Source organism: Planktothricoides raciborskii GIHE-MW2, assembly GCF_040564635.1.
Lineage (GTDB): Bacteria > Cyanobacteriota > Cyanobacteriia > Cyanobacteriales > Laspinemataceae > Planktothricoides > Planktothricoides raciborskii.
On the sequence record NZ_CP159837.1, the window covers coordinates 1,191,074 to 1,209,091 of the forward strand.

Genomic DNA, 18,018 nt, shown 5'->3' on the forward strand with positions numbered 1-18,018 from the left:
TGTAAAAGAATGATTAAGTTTTATCGTGGTTAAAATAAATCGTTACAAAGGTTAAGAATTAGTTATGAGTCATAAATAAAATGGCGAAAAAAAACTGGAGTGTCGTAAAGAATTTAACTTCTGAATATACGGGGGAAAACTATTGCAGTCTTATCAAGGGAACCGGACGAGAGTTTGTTGTTAACTTTTGCTTAAAACCAGAGGTCGAGAACCCTGCTATTCCTCCGTTTCTGCCGCCGTCTCCACCCTGCAATATCAAGCCGCTGGCCAAGCTCAGTTAAGAGCTTATGCTGAGTCGATCGCTCATTATCGGCTTCAGCTTTGGGAGCGAACGGCTGAGGGAACTTTTTACCGAAAAACTTTCCCAATTTTCAAATATTTCCCAGATCATCAGCTAGATATTTTTCCCTTGTTGTGGGTAACAACCGAGGCCGGAATTGGGGATAAAGAACTTTTACTAAAATTTGATGGCACTGTTTTACCAATAACTGATGATAAAATCTCGGTCTGCCTCGACTACTACTGTTCAGGACGAAATTTGGTTTTCGTTAAATATTCCGGCAAACACGGAGATTGAATTTCAGCGTCCTGATAATTATACTATTTTTAATTACCAAAGATGCACTCATTTGGGGCGCTTGGACGCCTTGCCCCTACAATATCTGTTATTAATTTGGCATCGGTAGGGGCGCCGGGGCTGGCGCCCAAATTAACCTCGAAATCGTAGCAATAATTTTTGAAATTGGTATAAATACTTGGAAAACGGAAAACCAATCATTGATTACACAATGGGGCAAGAGAAAAAAAATCCGAAGCATCTGACTAAAAAAAATCGCAGCGACGCTTCCGACAAGCTTTAGGGCTGGGGGAAGTTGTCCGAAAATCAGGCGCTACTGTCAATTCAAAGTCCAAGGCAAAAGGGTCAGGAATGGCGCGATCGATAATGTGGCTGTACGTTAATAATAAATTTGAAATGTCACTCAAAGAGAATGGTGTTTCAACAAAAAGTTTGTTGAAACACTATTCGCCGAATTCTTGAGTATTGGCTGAACCGTGCTTATCAATTACTGCCTGATGGTTCCTTGCAAAAACTTAGCGGGAAAGCATTGTATGCCGCTCGTGGTGCAACTATGCGAAAGGTGGCTGCGATGATTTACTCGGAATTGCTGAAGGAATTGTCTGATTAGGATTAAGCATAAAACGCCACTGCTGTTTAAAGTGGCGTTTTATAATTTACCAATTATATCCCCGAATTGAGAATTGCCGGAAGATAATTGATATCGATTGGCGGCGCTAGAATTGCTTTATAACTTAAAAACAATTTTAGACGCACGTCAAGATTTGGATCGAGAATATCGGGAGTTAATTATGGAACTATCGCCCCTGTATTTGCAGCGACTATAAATCGCTACCCAACAAGGATTTGAACAATAAATTTAACAATGAATTTAACAAGGAATTCAACAAGGAATTCAACAAGGGCAAAGGCTGATGGTTGAAACCATGCTTCAAGTGAATTTTGGCACAATCGAGCGGGAGTTATCCCAAATTATTGATCCGTTAATTCAACTATCTGCCCTGGAAATAACTCAACTGATTATGCAACTGAATCGAGAAGAGTTGTTAGCCAGATTTCACCCGCAATCCTAGGAATCTTTTTGAGGGATTCCCGCAACCCGGTTTGACCAAAAAAACCGGGTTTTTTGTCGGTAGCAAAACTTAAACCAAAAGTGATAACGCATCGATCCCCCCAACCCCCCTTTTTAAGGGGGGCTTTTTAGAATAAAAGCACTCTTGTCTATTCATCGTGACTATTTTCGAGGGAATAAGGGATGCCCAGACTTTTCGGAGGCAGGGCTTTTCCGGCTAATCCTAGTAAGGCAAATAAAGCCAGAATGTAGGGTGACATGACTAAAAATTGATAGGGAATATTTGCCCCAAATGCTTGAATTCTTAACTGTAAAGCTTCCGTCGCCCCAAATAAGAAACAAGCCCCAATAATCCCTAAAGGATGCCACCGACCAAAAATTAGCGCTGCTAGGGCAATAAATCCTTTTCCGGCACTCATTCCTTCGGTAAAAAAATTAATTTGTACCAAGGTAAGATAAGCCCCTCCTAAACTCGCTAAACATCCACTGACTATCACTGCACCATAGCGCACCCAGGCAACGGAAATTCCCGCAGTTGCCGCAGCTTGGGGATATTCACCCACCGATCGCAAGGTTAAGCCAAGGCTGGTATGAAATAAAAAATAGAGACTAAAAGCTACTAAAATAACTAGCAAATAAACCAGAATATTCTGTTGGAATAAAATAGCGCCTAGGAGTGGGATTTTTGCCAGTCCAGGGATGGCAATCGCCTCAATTCCGGGTAATCTTTGCGTGCTATTACCATTAAATATTAGGCGGGCGAAAAATGAGGTTAATCCCGCCGCTAGTAGATTAATTCCTAATCCTGATACTAACTGATTGACTGCTAAAGTCACCGATAAGAAAGCGTGAAGTAAACCCACTAATCCGCCGCCGATTAATGCAAAGACAATTCCTACATAAGGATTGCCGGTGTAAAAGGTAGCGATCGCGCTAGAAAAAGCGCCGGTTAATAACAAACCTTCCAGGGCAATATTCAGAACTCCCGACCGTTCCGAGTACATTCCCCCCAGGGCGGCAAATGCTAAAGGGACGGCTAAATCAACGCTAGAAATCAAATAATCATTATAATTAATCATTATAGTTAATTGTCATTATTTAAACCATTTAACCATCGTTTTTCTACCGCCAAAGCGATCGCAATAAATAGTACGGTTAATCCCTCAATAATATACACAATTGTAATCGGGACTCCGGCACTTCTTTGGATAATATTCGCCCCACTACGCAAAGCGGCAAAAAATAAAGAAGCCAACACAACACCGCTAATACTACCACGACTTAAAAAAGCGATCGCGATCGCATCAAATCCGTAACCGGGGGACATTTGTTCAAATAAACGATATTTTAATCCCATCACTTCTGAAGCCCCCGCTAACCCTGCTAAACCACCTGCTAAAGCCATCACAATCATCAGGGTATTTTTCACCGAAATACCGGCATAATGGGCGGCGGTAGAATTAAAACCAACGGCAGTAATTTGATATCCTAAAGGCGATCGCATCAACAATATCCATAAAACCGCTGCGGTAATGAAAGCGAGTAAAATACCCAAATGGGCTAAACTGTCCGGTAAAATAATCGGTAATCTGGCGGTTTTGGCAATTAATGGAGAATATGGACTCGGTGCAGCGGGTGCTTTTAAAGGGTTTTGGACTAGGTAACTGACTAAATTTATGGCAATGTAATTGAGTAATAAAGTAGTAATCACTTCATTAACTCCTTTTACTGCTTTCAGATAACCCGGTATCCAACCCCAAAATGCCCCAAAAATAAAGCCAGAAATTAGGGCTAAGGGAATATGAATTATCGCCGGAATTCCCTGTACATATAAACCCACTAAAGTGCTACCCAAAGCACCAAAATAAATTTGTCCCTCACCCCCAAGATTAAATTGTCCCGCACGCAAGGCGATTAATACCCCTAAACTGGTGAATAATAGGGGGGTCATTTTGGTGAGGGTATTGCCAAAACCAAAGTAAGTAGTCAGGGATTCTTGAAATAAAGCGGTGTAGGCGCTGATGGGATTTGCTCCGGCAAAAAAAATCAGCATCCCACCCAAAATCAGAGCGCAAATCACCGCAATCAGCGGTGATATAATTGGCCGAATAATTGGCCGAATAATTCGCCTAATTAATTGAAAGGGTTTATTCGCGATCGTCATGTCATGTTTGCTCCTCCCATCAATAAACCAATCTTGTCTAATGTAGCGGTATTTGCATCCAAAATATCCACAAATTCTCCCCGATAAATAACTGCTATGCGATCGCTCATCGTCATCACTTCTTCTAACTCGGTGGAAATATACAAAATCGCGGCACCCCGTTCTCGTTGGGCTAATAACTCCTCGTGAACCGTAGCGGTTGCACCAACATCTAATCCCCTGGTGGGTTGCATGGCGATAATTAAATTTGGTTCTTCTGCCAGTTCTCTGGCTAATACGACTTTTTGTTGATTTCCCCCTGATAGTTGACTAACTTTTACATTCTCTCCAGAAACGCGAATTTTAAATTTTTCTATGCTCATTTGAGCATTGCGTTTGATCGCCTTTGGTTGCAATAATAAATTACAGCAAAACGGCGAATTTTTAAAGCTCTTTAAAATTAAGTTTTCCGCAATGGTAAACGGCAAGATTAACCCCATTTTTTGCCGGTCTTCAGGAATATAGCCGATTTTCGGATGCACCAAAGAACCAGGGAAAGAAATTTTACCCTGATGGATACTTCTTAAACCGGCGATCGCATCAGCCAATTCTCTTTGTCCATTCCCATCTACCCCCGCAATTCCTAAAATTTCTCCAGCCCGTAATTCAAAGGAAATATTGCGAAGAGAGGGAATATTTCTATCATCTAAAACTTGCAATTTTTCTACGGATAAAATTACTTGTTCGGCTGTGTATACAGATTGATTAACTTGTTGATTAACTTGTTGATTAACTTGTTGATTAACTTTTTGATTAACTTTTTTATTAACTGTTAAACTTACCCCTTGTCCCACCATCAAGTCTGATAATTGCTGAGAAGTGACTTCTTGAGTGCTTCTGGTAGCGACTACTTTACCTCGTCTTAATACGGTGACATTATCACAAAGTTTAATCACTTCTTCTAATTTATGGCTAATAAAAATAATCGTCTTCCCAGCCGCCGCTAATTGTCGCAAGATATGAATAAATCCTGCGACTTCCTTGGGGGTTAAAACGGCGGTGGGTTCATCAAAAATTAATAGTTTTGCTTGGCGATATAATACTTTTAGGATTTCGACTCTTTGCTGTTGCCCTACAGGTAAATTTTCGATGCGGGCATTTGGCTCAATTTCTAGGCCATAACTTTGAGCTAAAGCAAAAATTTCTTGTTGTTTTTGCGACCAATTTAAGCGCCAACTATTTTCGGTGCCTAAAATAATATTTTCCGTAACGGTCAAGTTAGGCACCAGCATAAAATGTTGATGTACCATGCCGATTCCTAACTGAATTGCCTGGTGGGGTGATGTAATTTTGACGGGGCGATCGTCTAGATAAATTGTACCCGTATCCGGTTGATATAGACCACTTAGAATATTCATTAAAGTGGTCTTACCGGCTCCATTTTCCCCTAATATTGCCATAATTTTTCCCGTTTCAACCCGGAAACTAATGCGATCGTTGGCAATAAATGAATGAAAGTGTTTACTAATATTTTCTAAGCGTAAATCCATGATTTTTTTACATTACCAGAAAATTATACCAATTTGAAAAACTACTACGACAATTCCAAGGTTTATTTGGGCGAAAAAGACGTGGCGCCCAAGTTGGATGAATTTTTGTAAATGGTATTACCAATTTCAAAATAATCCACAGTCTGTTTTAACCGACTTGGGCTATTAGCCTGGGGTTTTAACCCCAGGCGGTTTATCTATTTTTTTCACGCAACGGGTATCTTTTCCGGCTTCTTGACAAGGTTCAAAGATTATTTTTTGCTGAGAAATGGCTTGTTCTATTTGCAAGGCATTTTGTTTAATTGGTTCGGGTACGGCGGAACCAAATTGACCTAAATATAAGATATCTTTTCTGTCTAAACCGATATTATATATCTGTCCCTTGAGTTCTTTTTTTTGAGCGAGTTCTGCTAAATAGGCGATCGCCACATCCAAGCGTTTGATAATACTGGTTAACACGGCTTTGGGAGCAACTTGTAATTGATCTGTTGTATTCCCAAAAGCATAAACTCCTTTATCGCTGGCGGCTTGTAAAACGGCGGGAGAAGAACTATCTAACCATTGATAAATTACATCGGCACCATCGGCAATTAAAGCCAGTGCCGCTTGTTTTGCCTTCACAATATCATTCCAATCCCCCACAAAGGTGGAACTTACTTGAATATTCGGTTTAACGGATTTTGCGCCTAATTCAAATCCCCGCAATTCTTCCTGGGTTGCCGGAAATTCTTGCCCTGCTAGATAGGCTAATTTATTTGATTTAGTCATTGCCGCCCCAATCAGACCACATAAATAACTCCCTTGTAAGTGATCGATTCTTAAAGAGGCAATATTTTCTCCTTGATTATTCCCATTAACCCCGACAAAAAATGTATTGGGAAATTGGGGCGCAACTTGTTCTATAGATGCATCAAATTGTCCCCCATGAGCAAAGACCACATTATAACCCTTGCGGGCAAAGTCGGTTAAAACTTCCGCTTGATCGGTTTGGGCAACTTGTTCGAGATATGCCACTTCTGCCCCTAACTTTTGTTTCGCTAGGTTGATTCCTTCATATCCCGACTGATTCCAAGCTTTATCGGTGATTAGACCAGGAAGTGCGATCGCAATTTTAAACCCTGCCCCACTATCACTAACGGTGCTAGTTTGATTACTACTGCAAGCTTTCAGTAATAAGCTAGTCCCTAAAGTCGCTGAACCATACACCAAAAATTTCCGGCGGCTAAAATTTCGTTTCATATTTTCTCTGGATGATATCTAGTCATTTTATAGTATTTGCACAAATAATTCGTCAAGCGATCGCCGAAATTAGTTCGGCGATCTAAAATTTTTCCGCAAAATCAGCTATTCTGAGGTTGGTTTTCTTATATAATGCGATAATTTTCTGTGCGAATACAGCAGACTTGCCCATTCTACTTTATTCGGGACAAGACCGGAGCAACCACCGCCAACGGAATTGCTGAATTCCGTCCGGGACAACCACGGAAAACCGGGGCAACCACCGCCAACGGAATTGCCCCTACGGTCTGAATGCTTTGAATATGTTACCGTAAAGGTGAAATCACCCTAGTTGTACTCTAGGTTTTAATTCAACATGACTGCGGAAAATTTTTTAACGATTGGCGAAGAAAACATCTCTTTACCCCAAGCACTGGGTTATTTGCGGGCAAGTGGAGACTTGCAGCAATTTCTGATGCGAATTCTGCGGCAGCACGTGATTGCCAAAGAGGTCGCCCAACGCACGGATCTGGAGGTTGACTCTAGCCAAATCGAACAAGCGATCGTCAATTTTCGACTGCAAAATCAACTGGTAAATCCCCAAAGTTTTGACCAATGGCTGACCAGTCAAGGCACTAACTATGTTGATTTTCGCAAACAAGTGACAGCGGGATTAAAGTTTGAATTGCTCAAACAAGCGATCGTCAATAGTAAGGTGCAAGAAATCTTTGAGCAAAATAAAGATTCATTTGAGCAAGTGATTCTTTCTCGGATTGTGGTGGATAATTTACCCAAGGCAGAAGAGTTAAAAACTCAGCTTGATAAAAAGCCTGCCCAATTTGAAAAACTGGTGAAAGAGCATTCCACAACCGGCGATCGCCTATTTAATGGCATGATGGGGGCGGTGACATTGGGTCAACTCCCAGACCAAATTAGTGAATTGCTCAAAGATGCCAAACCGGGAGATATTGTCGGGCCTGTAGAATTTCAGAATTTATACAGTGTTCTGCGACTGGAACAACGGATTCCCGCCACACTTTCTGGACAACTAAAACAAAATCTAGAAGAGCAAGTATTTGAACAATGGTGGCAATTCCAATTACAAAATCAGCCGGTGAAACTGCATATAGAACCGCCAAAAGTTGAAGCTTGATATTCCCAACCTAACCTAAGTTTAAGAAACCGGGTTTCTGCGTGTATTTTTGATAAGGACAACCTTTTCCAGAAACCCGTTTTTTCTAACTTAGTATTTTTTTATATTAACATTTATCTAAACATTTTTTTGCCCAAGGGTTATATTCAAGATATTTATGTTAGAATGATGGGTAGAGTAATGATTCGCAAGGCGATCGCCTATGAAATTAATTGAAGTTACAGAAACACAAGATCCACTGGCGGAATCGGCTAATTATAAAGAACCGATAGTTTTAACTCGGAATGGACAAGTGATCGCGGTTTTAATGCCTCTAGAAAGTGAGAGCAACTTGGATAATATTTCGACTAACTGGCGTAAAATTATAGAACCAGAGGCGTTTGCTAAAAAAACTGAGTTGGAAACAACTTTTTATCAGCTTGTGGAGCAATGGAAAACAGAAACTCGCGGCATTTCATCCACAGAACAACTATCAATGCACTCAGCTTATCAGCAAATCATTGGCATGGGGAGTGAAGTTATCCCGATGCTGTTACGGGAATTGGAAAAAAATTCTGGGCGCTGGTTTTGGGCTTTAAAATCAATTACTCGTGAAGATCCAGTGCTTCCCGAACAGAGAGGAAAGACCAAAGAAATGATCGAAGCTTGGTTAAATTGGGGGAGAAAAAAGGGTTATATATGGTGATGAATGAGGACTGGATTGCTAGGGTAAAAGCTTGGATAGAAAGGGATTTTCCTAATTTATCAGCAAATGGATATGAAATTACCAGTCCTGATACGATCGATTACAATTGTATCGCTTGGGCAGCGGGTGACGATCAAAGGTGGTGGTGGCCAGATTCGCAAAATATCGATTATTGGCCAGAGGGAGTACCACGAGAAGTCACTGTAGAGGCTTTCCAGCAGGCTTCTCAAACCATTGGCTATGAAGTTTGTGCAGATGATACTATAGAACCAGGATATCAAAAAATAGCCATTTATGCAGATTCTCATGGAAAGCCAACACATATCGCTAGGCAATTAGAGAATGGAAAATGGACGAGTAAGCTAGGGCAAGACGAGGATATAGAACATGAAAATTTACCCGGACTTGCCGGGGCAATTTATGGCAATGTTGTTGTGATAATGAAACGGATCAATTAATCGAAATATTTAATTGAATTATAACCCAAAAAACCAAGTCAATCGTAGGGTGCGTTAGGCGGTGAGAAAATTTTAGAGAAAACTACTAATCTTTACTGTCCGCCGTAACGCACCATAAGCAGCATTAAATTTTAATCAGTAATGCACCGATTAACCTAATTATTGGTGGTAGGGTGCGTTACGGCTCGAACAAGATTAATTCTTGCCATCAAAAGTTTATACCGAGCCTAACGCACCCTACCACCCCGCTTACTTATTTTCATTTTTTGATTCAGTGTCAACTTTCCAGTCATCTATGGACATATCTAATGTTTCTATGACTTTCTGGCAAAATTTATAAATATTTTCTGCCGATAAATTCACTTCAACAAAAGCACCATTCTTGAGTTTTCTTGGACTACGAAATTCTTTTTCATCCCAGCCAACAAAGCGAGGAAATTTCTGTATAACTTCTGTAAAATATTCTGGCTCCAAATTATCAATTATTACAGTCAGAGTCACTTCTGAAACATCTCGCCAACTTTTCACTGGATATTCTTCGCCAAAACAGTAAAGCTTCTTGGGAGTTGTTCCTGTTAAACTGCTTCTTTCCTCTGTATTTTTTGCAGATTCATCACCAAAGTAAGGCCAAATCTTGAGAGCAATGTCAGCGAGATAATGAGATCGTTCTTCAATTTCCTCTCTTCGCCAGCATTGTTGATCTTGAAAATACTTATTCATTTCGAGATGGCTATTTTGAAAATTATTCTTTTTGACTTCAAACTCAGAATTATAATTTTCTGAATTGTAAGCTGTGAGAGTTAAATTTCCTAAAGTATGCTGCAAAAGTTCATGGGCGATTGCCCAATCTTCTCCTAGGTGTTTTTTCCACCAATCATTCGGAGTTTGTGGCATGATATGCTCAATGGAAAGTTTCTCAAAAGAAACCTGTTCTTTATGACCAAAAGATTCTTCAATAGATTCTAGAATAAGTTTGCCTTTTTCAGAGCGATTAGTGCCATAGAGTTGCACCTCCACTAATTTTGCTTTAAACACTACATCTTTTGGATATTCTCGATGTTGCAGGATTAATTTTAATTTTTCCACAAAATTATCAGAGCCTAGGTCAGTGGCTTTACTTACTTGGGAATAGAGCAAAGCAAAAATTCGATTAAGTCCTCTGGTTTGAATATTACAAACAAAACGACGCAGAATAAAATTTTCTAGAATTCGCAAAACCGAAATAAATTCTGCTTCTGTAATTCGAGACTTCATCCAATCATCATAGCAATTTAACAGGAATGGATAAACCGTTGCCACATCGAAACGATTTAATCGATGTAGATATTTACGGACAACTGGATTAGGTTCTCCTTCAGGATTTAACAGCTTGGCATAATATTCAGCAAAAATATATAAATCTTGTAAAGAAGAGAAGGCATCATAATTGTTAATTCGATCCTTGATTTCAAAATAAATTTCATTCTGTTTAACTACTACACCATTTTTAGTTAGATAATGACGAATAAACTCGGTTAAATTATCACCTAGTAAATTCTGCATGGGTTGCCAATATTGAGCATAGACAGATTCTTGAGACTTGGTATCGATTCGCATGAAAAAATAGTTGCGAATTAAATCTGCTTGAGTCAGGGGTCTTCCTTTCGCATTTAGACTTTCAAAAACTAAATACGGATCATCATCTGGACTCAAGACAACACTAACTAGAGAAAAATTACTGCCAATAACTTGTTTAATTTTTTGAAGTTCTAATGATGCTTGCTTTTTGCGAAGTTTTTTTAAAAAAAATTTATAGCATTCTGAAATTGCCGTTTGCTCGATTTGAGACTCTGACTTGATGATCTCGTAAAAGGATGACCGATCAACCTGTGTCGGTTGTAATTTATAGTAATCAAAGCCATCTTCATAAGGGTTGGTCAGAAACCTATCATTAATTTCTGCCGCTAATTTTTTCTCAGAGTTTTTAGCAATATCTCTGAGAGCAGAAAGCAAAATAAAAACAGTGGTTAAGCGTTGTTGTCCATCAATTAATAAATACTTACTGACTCCTTCAGGCAAAGATGTAGTGGGCATGGTGACGATCGAACCCATGAAATGAGGCCGTGGATTCTCTGCCTCACAAAGTTCTACCAAATCATTCCAGAGTGCTTCCCATTCGGATTTTTTCCAGCTATAGGGTCTTTGGAATAAGGGGACAAGGTACTGTTTTGTTCCCTCAATTACTTGTTGCAGCTTTGTTTCTGATGCTTGCATGAGTCCCTGCTTCTTTAGACGATTGACTATTGTGATGAGCCACTATTCTTTGACGATACCACTCAGGGTCTAAATTTTTCAGCATGATTCATGGGGATTCATTGACCCCGGAAAACCGATCGCCCCTACTGACCGATCGCCACAAGATTTGAGCCAGAATATATTTTATCGGTATAATTTCCGATGTCATCCGATAGAAAGTTGTTAAAATAATCAACAACGTCATCACCCAACAAGCAGCCCAGACTGAATGGTTCATATCAAGAGCATTGAACTGACGAATTTTAAATCTTTTGGTGGCACGACCAATATTCCGTTGCTGCCCGGTTTTACGGTGGTTTCTGGCCCGAATGGATCTGGCAAGTCGAATATTCTCGACGCGATGCTATTTTGTCTGGGCATTTCCACCTCCAAGGGAATGCGGGCGGAACGTTTGCCCGATTTGGTGAATCACGATCAAAGTCAGCGCCGCAATAGTACCGTGGAAGCCAGCGTTCAGGTGACATTTGATTTGGGAGAGGACTGGATCGATCGCCCCCAAAAGACGAAAGCCACAAAATCGGACAATGACATAGCCGAAGATGAGACAACGGACGATGTAGAAAATTTAACCGACTCTACAGAAGACCCGGAAGCCAACGAAGCCGATAGTAGCGATTCCGGGAATCGCCGCAATGAATGGAGTATCAGCCGTCGCTTGCGGGTGACAAAACAGGGCACCTATACCTCCACTTATTATATGGATGGGCAACCTTGCACCCTGAGCGAACTGCACGAGCGGATGAACGAACTCCGCATCTATCCCGAAGGCTACAATGTGGTGCTTCAGGGGGATGTGACCGCGATTATTTCCATGAATGGCAGGGATCGCCGCGCCATTATTGACGAATTGGCGGGGGTTGCGGCGTTCGATCGCAAAATTGCCCAAGCCAAAAGTAAGTTAGATGAGGTGAAAGAACGGGAAGACCGTTGTCACATTGTCGAACAAGAACTGATTCGCAGTCGCGATCGCCTGGACAAAGACCGGGTGAAAGCGGAAAAATACCAAAAACTTCGCACGGAATTGCTGGAAAAGCAAAAGTGGGAAAGCATTCTGGCATGGCGACAACTGAAGCAGCAAGAGTGGGAATTGCGGGAAAAAATCGAAGCGGGCGATCGCACCATTGGCGAACTCAGCCTGAAAGTTTCCCGGATTAACTATGAAATTGAGCAAACCAACAATCAGTTAAATGAACTCAATGCCCAGGTAAAAGCCTTGGGTGAAGACCAACTGCTGGCCTTACAAACCACCCAAGCCAACCAACAAGCGGAACAAAAACAACTCCAACAACGGCACGAGGAACTTGTCACCAGCCAACAGGAAACCCAAGCCGCAATAGCACGAATCGAGCAAAAAGTCAAGGAAGATGAGGCAGAACTTGCTCGAGTCCAGGAACAACAACAGTTGACTGAGGCCAAACTCGCTGTCTTGCGGACGGGACGGGATGCAGCGGCAGTGGCGTTACAACAAGGTCGGGAGCAATCCCAGGCGATCGCCGCTGCTAACCAAGCTTGGGTAGAACAACAAACCCAACTGCACCGGCAAATTGAAACCTTGCAAAAAACCCTCGACCCCCAAAGAACGGAACAAGCGCGATTACTGGAAAGAGAGCGATCGCTAGAAGAACAAATTGCCAAACAGCAACAAACCATCCAAGACTCAGAGGCAGAAATTGTCCTGAAACAAGACAGCCTCAAACAACTGCAAAACCAAGAACTGGTCTGTCAAACTGACCAAATCCAAGCCCTAGAAGAAGCCCTCAGCGAAGCCGAAGCCGAATTGCAACTGCAACAAGCCACCCAAAAGCGCCTCCTGGAAGAACAACGGGAAAAACAACGACGCCTGGATAAACTGGAAGCCCAAGCCCAAGCCATCAAAGAAACTAGCGGTAGTGGGGCCAGTCAAGCGATCGTGGACGCCAAACTGCCTGGGGTTCATGGGTTGGTCGCCCAACTGGGGCGAGTGGAACCGCGCTATCAACTCGCCTTGGAAATTGCCGCTGGTGGCAGATTAGGCAATATCGTGGTGGAAGATGACGAAGTAGCCGCCGCAGCAATTAAACTGCTGAAACAAAACCGGGCAGGTCGGGCCACGTTCTTACCCCTGAACAAGATTAAACCAGGGCGTTTTGACTTCAACGAAGGACTGAAAAATGTCCCCGGTTTTATCGACTATGCGGTCAGACTGATTGCTTGTGACAATCGTTATCAGCCCATTTTTGCCTATGTTTTCGGCAGTACCGTAGTGTTTGAAACCCTCGATGCGGCGCGATCGCACCTGGGGAAAATTCGCATTGTCACCCTAGATGGGGAACTCCTAGAAACTTCTGGGGCAATGACCGGGGGAACCATCCAAAATCGTTCCACCCTGCATTTTGGCACTGGAGACAACACCGATTCCACGGAAGTCGCCGAATTACAAGCCCGGTTAAAGCAAATTAGCCAAATCTTAGAACGATGCGCGATCGCCACCGAAACCGCCAACACAGCGGTCAAAACCCAATCGCAACAACTCATCCAAGCCAAACAAGTCCAGCGGGAAGTGCAACTGCAAGTGCAACAACTGGTCAAAGAAATCAACGGCTTAACTGTATCCGTTGAGCAAATGCAGCAACAACTAGCCAACAATCGGCAAGAATTGACCGCTGCCAAAGCCCGCTTGCAACAATTAGCCACCGAATTACCCGCCAAAGAAAGCCAAATCGACCAATTACGTCAAGCCCTAGCCGAACTGGAAAATTCCAGTAAAAACAGTGAATGGCAACAAATTCAAACCCAACAACGGCAACTCGAAGAAGCCTTACAAACCGCTCAATCTGCCTTGACCCAGGCAGAAAAAAATCACCAAGACTTAGACTCTGCCTATCAGCGATTGGCGGAAAAAATCGCCGCAGGAAAACAGCAGTTAACCCAACAGCAAACCCAGCAAAAAAACCGAGAAATTGCCATTTACAAAGTGCGTCAGCAATTGTCAGAAATTAACCAGCAAATTCAGGCCACCCAAACAGCTTTAGGGGAAATCGAAGCCAAATTAGGGGCAGAAAAAGCCGCTCGCGATTTAGCCGAAACCAAATTGCGAGAATTGCACCTGTCTCGACAACAGAACAACTGGCAAATTCAACAACTAAGAGAAACTCAGCAACAACGGCGAGAACAACTTCTAGCCTTGCAAGATGAACTCGAACTGAAATTAGCAGATTTACCGGATCCCTTACCAGAAGTACCTGAAGATATTAATGCCAAAATCTTCGAGTCCCTGCAAAACTTACAGAAAGAAATCCGCGACTTGCAAAAACGACTGCAAGCAATGGAACCTGTAAATATGTTAGCCTTGGAGGAATATGAACAAACCACCAATCGCTTGCAGGAACTTCAGTCTAAACTGAAAACCCTCGAAGATGAACGCACGGAATTACTATTGAGAATCGAAAATTTTACCACCACCCGGTTACAAGCTTTTCAAGAAGCTTTTGACGCCGTGAACAGCAACTTTACCAACATTTTTGCCGAATTTTCTGATGGAGATGGACATTTACAGCTTGATGATACCGACGACCCATTTAATAGTGGTTTGAACCTGGTGGCACATCCCAAGGGTAAACCCGTGCAGCGGTTGGCTTCCATGTCTGGGGGTGAAAAATCTTTAACCGCCCTGAGTTTTATCTTTGCTCTGCAACGCTATCGCCCTTCGCCCTTTTATGCCTTTGACGAGGTAGATATGTTTTTGGATGAGGCGAATGTAGAAAGATTAGCTAAAATGATCAAACAGCAAGCACAGCAAGCACAGTTTATTGTGGTTAGTCACAAAAATCCGATGCTGAAGTCCGCAGAACGCATTATTGGGGTAACTCAAGCGCGAGGCGCTCATACTCAAGTGGTGGGATTAAAAGTTCCCTCCTAAGAATGCTTCGGTGTAAATTTGATCGTAATTTAACTTTTATAGAATTCGAGATCGGAATTTTAGCAAGAATGACATCTGAAATAATCCGCCCACGCTCCGAAATATTAAATACTCAAGTCATTACCCGTAATAGCGGCAAACGCATCGGGGTAGTGAAGGAGCTATTGGTAGACATTGACCGACGGGAAGTGGTGGCGCTCGGTTTACGAGATAGCCTGATTTCTCTCGCCGGTATGCCTAGGTTTATGATGCTCAGTAGCATCCAGAAAATTGGTGACGTAATCCTCGTCGAGGATGAAAACGTGATCGAAGATATCGATGTGGAAGCATATAGCAACCTGATTGGCAGCGAAGTGATCACGGAAACCGGGGATCTATTGGGAAAAGTTCGGGGGTTTAAATTTAACGTAGAAACAGGCGAACTCTATTCTCTAATTATTGCGTCATTAGGAATTCCCCAAATTCCTGAGCAAATGCTCAGTACCTACGAATTGCCCATTGATGAAATTGTCAGCAGTGGCCCGAATCGGTTAATTGTTTTTGAAGGGGCTCAAGACCGCTTGACTCAATTATCCGTCGGGGTGATGGAACGCTTGGGCATTGGGGAAGCCCCTTGGGAAAAGAACCGCGAAGAAGAATTTCTCACGCCGAAAATTCGCATTGACAATCAATTGGGCACCGGCGCCAAGATTCCAGAACCAGAACCAGTGCGGTTCCGCGAAGCGGATCGCGAACGCGAATCGCCTGCACGAGTCGTCGAAGAGGCTTGGAGTGAAGACGAATGGGATGAACCGGAACCAGTTCCCGTCCCCGAACCCATCTCAGAAGCCATGTATTATGAGGAAGAACTGGAAGAAGATAACTGGAATGAAGCCAGTAGAGGCGATCGCTATGAAGATTATCGAGATCCGGTAAATCCTTACCGTGAGCCAGAATATGCCCAAGAATACGACTATCCCGATGTAGAAGCGGATGCTTGGGCCGACGAAGGAGAGCAAACTCCCTATACACCCCCCCGCGTCAATATCCCACAGAAACAGAAAACTCCAGAATATGAAGAAGAACCGGGATATTAACTAACATCAAGACTCTCCAAAGTAGTAGGGTGGGCAAAATTTGCCCACCCTACTTTATTTGTTTGTTATTGGTTGTTGGTTATTGGTTGTTGGTTATTGGTTGTTGGTGGTTGTTGGTTGAATTGAATAACAAATAACAAATAACAAACAACAAACAACAAACAACAAATAACAACCAACAAATAACATCAAAAAGCATAATTACTGAAGTTGATATAAAATAACACCAGTCAGAAGTTATATGGTATTTAGCTAATGCTAGACTCAACTCTCCTAGTTCCACTGTTATACCTGGTTTTGGCTGGGGTTTACTTGGTTGTGGTTCCCTTTGCTACTTATCTCTATTTACAACAACGCTGGAATGTTGCCACCTCCTTTGAGCGTGGTTTTATGTACTTTTTGGTCTTTTTCTTTTTCCCTGGATTGTTATTACTCAGTCCATTTTTGAATTTTCGCCCTCAACGCCGGGAAATCTAATCTCTGACTCTGGGAAAGTTGTCGTGAAAATTTCATGGTAATTTTTAGGATTCAGTGATTTTACCTGCTTATAGTAAAGATAAAATTACTGAATCCTCAAACCATTGATGATAATTTTGATAATTTTGATAACTTTATTCTGAATAATTATGCGTAGAATTGATGTAATTGGCATTGGTTTGGGAATGTTTTTGGCCGGTGGATTGGTTTATTTAGCCTTAGAATTTGCCGGATTAGATAGTCAATCAGCGGGAATTTGGAGCCAAGCTGTCCTGGTGGGGGGAGTGGTTGGCTGGCTGTTGACTTATTTGTTTAGAGCCCTGACTCAACAGATGACCTTGAATCAGCAAATTAAAGAGTATAAAGAGGCGGTTTTAACGAAGCAGTTAGAAGAAATGTCCCCGGAAGAATTAGCCAAGCTTCAGGCAGAAATTGAAGCGGAGAAAAAATCTTAAAAGTGAAGATTTTGGTAGAAGATTTTGGTAGGGTGGGTTAGGCGGACAGTGAGATTGGAAATAAATCAGCCAGTTAATATTTCCGCGCCCTTCCCACCACAGCCAAATTAATTGAAAAAACGGTGCGTTACGGCTCGAATTGGGTTAATTTGTGCTAATTTAATGTTCATGGCCAGCAAACACGCACCCTACAATTTACTTAGCACTTGTCAGAGTTATTAAGTACAAAAAAACCTGTCATTCCCGCGAATGCGGGAATCCATCAAACCTCTGTACTTCATCCGGATCATAACCGCTATATACAGCGTTTTTCAGGTTACTGAACCACGCTAGGGCGAAGCCCAAGCGGTATTTAATTTAATATTGTAGGGGCGAATGGCCATTCATTCGCCCCTACCGCAGGAATGCTTCGCCCCTACAGGTATTTGTGGTTTACTCGCGGAGAAAATAGCTATATGGCTGACAACTAAAATCTATCGGACAACCAATCTAAGTTACGACCAACCAACAATTCAGTCATTTTCGCATGATGCGTATTTTTCATGGCTACAGTTTGCCAATCAAATCTATGTAAATTTGCCCAGGCTTTAACTGCTTGACTTTCATCATAAGTCATCAGAAATTCTCCAGCCATTTGGCTCGCTAATTGAAATAATTTTTCATGGTTTAATTGAGCATACTGATAAAGACGATGCCCTGCTTTTTTCCCCGCTGCTGTGTAGGGAGGATCGATAAAAAATACCACATTATGCCGATGAATATTCTGGGTAATAATTTCTAAACCATCTCCAGGAATAAAAGTAATGCGATCGCGTATTTCAGCAATCTGCAATATCCGACGTTTCAAGGTTTCTGGATACCAGCGAGACTTTAAACCTTTCCCTTTTTCTCCTTGCTTAATCATCCCGGCACCAGGGGCTAAAATTCCGCCTCGATTTACCCGATTTTTCACAATTGTTTG

17 protein-coding genes are annotated in these 18,018 nt (G+C 42.0%); 10 read left to right on the forward strand and 7 right to left on the reverse strand.

Annotation, left to right across the window (positions count from 1 at the left end):
* Positions 1 to 187 precede the first annotated feature (187 nt).
* Together ABWT76_RS04965 and ABWT76_RS30635 are read left to right on the forward strand one after the other, a co-directional pair.
* Entirely contained in the window at positions 188 to 577 is a 390-nt protein-coding gene (locus ABWT76_RS04965) for a hypothetical protein (protein WP_354635703.1), read from the forward strand.
* A gap of 914 nt (positions 578 to 1,491) precedes the next feature.
* Positions 1,492 to 1,650 (forward strand): hypothetical protein, encoded by a 159-nt coding sequence (locus ABWT76_RS30635; protein WP_369817722.1) that lies wholly within the window; start codon positions 1,492 to 1,494, stop codon positions 1,648 to 1,650.
* 148 nt (positions 1,651 to 1,798) lie between these two features.
* Here the strand turns inward: ABWT76_RS30635 and ABWT76_RS04975 are convergent, their stop codons facing one another.
* The 4 genes from ABWT76_RS04975 to ABWT76_RS04990 all read right to left on the reverse strand — a co-directional run bounded on the left by ABWT76_RS04975 (position 1,799) and on the right by ABWT76_RS04990 (position 6,581).
* Positions 1,799 to 2,728, reverse strand: a complete 930-nt coding sequence (locus ABWT76_RS04975) for an ABC transporter permease (protein WP_354635740.1) — start codon at positions 2,726 to 2,728, stop codon at positions 1,799 to 1,801.
* Between the two features lie 5 nt (positions 2,729 to 2,733).
* Positions 2,734 to 3,813: an ABC transporter permease gene (locus ABWT76_RS04980; protein WP_354635741.1), complete on the reverse strand. Its 1,080-nt coding sequence runs from the start codon at positions 3,811 to 3,813 to the stop codon at positions 2,734 to 2,736.
* Positions 3,810 to 5,342: an ABC transporter ATP-binding protein gene (locus ABWT76_RS04985; protein WP_354635742.1), complete on the reverse strand. Its 1,533-nt coding sequence runs from the start codon at positions 5,340 to 5,342 to the stop codon at positions 3,810 to 3,812. Before ABWT76_RS04985 ends, ABWT76_RS04980 begins: the two co-directional genes overlap by 4 nt.
* A gap of 165 nt (positions 5,343 to 5,507) precedes the next feature.
* Entirely contained in the window at positions 5,508 to 6,581 is a 1,074-nt protein-coding gene (locus tag ABWT76_RS04990) for a BMP family protein (RefSeq protein ID WP_354635743.1), read from the reverse strand.
* A 147-nt stretch (positions 6,582 to 6,728) separates the two neighbouring features.
* Here ABWT76_RS04990 and ABWT76_RS04995 point away from each other — a divergent pair, with 147 nt between their 5' ends.
* From ABWT76_RS04995 to ABWT76_RS05010, 4 genes are all read left to right on the forward strand, one after another.
* Entirely contained in the window at positions 6,729 to 6,872 is a 144-nt protein-coding gene (locus ABWT76_RS04995) for a hypothetical protein (protein WP_354635744.1), read from the forward strand.
* Positions 6,873 to 6,936: 64 nt separating this feature from the next.
* Entirely contained in the window at positions 6,937 to 7,713 is a 777-nt protein-coding gene (locus tag ABWT76_RS05000; RefSeq protein WP_054466532.1) for a peptidylprolyl isomerase, read from the forward strand.
* 202 nt (positions 7,714 to 7,915) lie between these two features.
* Positions 7,916 to 8,398 carry a hypothetical protein gene (locus ABWT76_RS05005; RefSeq protein WP_354635745.1) on the forward strand — a complete coding sequence of 161 codons (483 nt, stop codon included), beginning with the start codon at positions 7,916 to 7,918 and terminating at the stop codon, positions 8,396 to 8,398.
* Positions 8,392 to 8,856 (forward strand): hypothetical protein, encoded by a 465-nt coding sequence (locus ABWT76_RS05010; RefSeq protein ID WP_354635746.1) that lies wholly within the window; start codon positions 8,392 to 8,394, stop codon positions 8,854 to 8,856. Before ABWT76_RS05005 ends, ABWT76_RS05010 begins: the two co-directional genes overlap by 7 nt.
* 249 nt (positions 8,857 to 9,105) lie before the next feature.
* On the opposite strand, the gene ABWT76_RS05015 is transcribed toward ABWT76_RS05010, so the two are convergent.
* Positions 9,106 to 11,109: a DUF262 domain-containing protein gene (locus ABWT76_RS05015; RefSeq protein WP_354635747.1), complete on the reverse strand. Its 2,004-nt coding sequence runs from the start codon at positions 11,107 to 11,109 to the stop codon at positions 9,106 to 9,108.
* 88 nt (positions 11,110 to 11,197) lie between these two features.
* Positions 11,198 to 11,368, reverse strand: a complete 171-nt coding sequence (locus ABWT76_RS05020; protein ID WP_354635748.1) for a hypothetical protein — start codon at positions 11,366 to 11,368, stop codon at positions 11,198 to 11,200.
* Here ABWT76_RS05020 and smc point away from each other — a divergent pair.
* The 4 genes from smc to ABWT76_RS05040 all read left to right on the forward strand — a co-directional run bounded on the left by smc (position 11,360) and on the right by ABWT76_RS05040 (position 17,057).
* Complete coding sequence (gene smc, locus ABWT76_RS05025; protein ID WP_354635749.1) at positions 11,360 to 15,049, forward strand: chromosome segregation protein SMC; 3,690 nt, start codon at positions 11,360 to 11,362, stop codon at positions 15,047 to 15,049. The two genes, ABWT76_RS05020 and smc, sit on opposite strands and share 9 nt — an antisense overlap.
* 68 nt (positions 15,050 to 15,117) lie before the next feature.
* Entirely contained in the window at positions 15,118 to 16,125 is a 1,008-nt protein-coding gene (locus ABWT76_RS05030) for a PRC-barrel domain-containing protein (RefSeq protein ID WP_354635750.1), read from the forward strand.
* A gap of 255 nt (positions 16,126 to 16,380) precedes the next feature.
* A complete protein-coding gene (gene ndhL / locus ABWT76_RS05035; protein WP_054466527.1) occupies positions 16,381 to 16,602 on the forward strand; it encodes an NAD(P)H-quinone oxidoreductase subunit L in 222 nt (73 codons plus the stop codon).
* Positions 16,603 to 16,751: 149 nt separating this feature from the next.
* The gene (locus ABWT76_RS05040; RefSeq protein WP_190879845.1) at positions 16,752 to 17,057 is read left to right on the forward strand and encodes a DUF3007 family protein; all 306 of its coding nucleotides are present in this window, start codon (positions 16,752 to 16,754) and stop codon (positions 17,055 to 17,057) included.
* 466 nt (positions 17,058 to 17,523) lie between these two features.
* Here ABWT76_RS05040 and ABWT76_RS05045 read toward each other — a convergent pair whose 3' ends face one another.
* Complete coding sequence (locus ABWT76_RS05045; RefSeq protein ID WP_199317431.1) at positions 17,524 to 18,009, reverse strand: hypothetical protein; 486 nt, start codon at positions 18,007 to 18,009, stop codon at positions 17,524 to 17,526.
* Positions 18,010 to 18,018 lie beyond the last annotated feature (9 nt).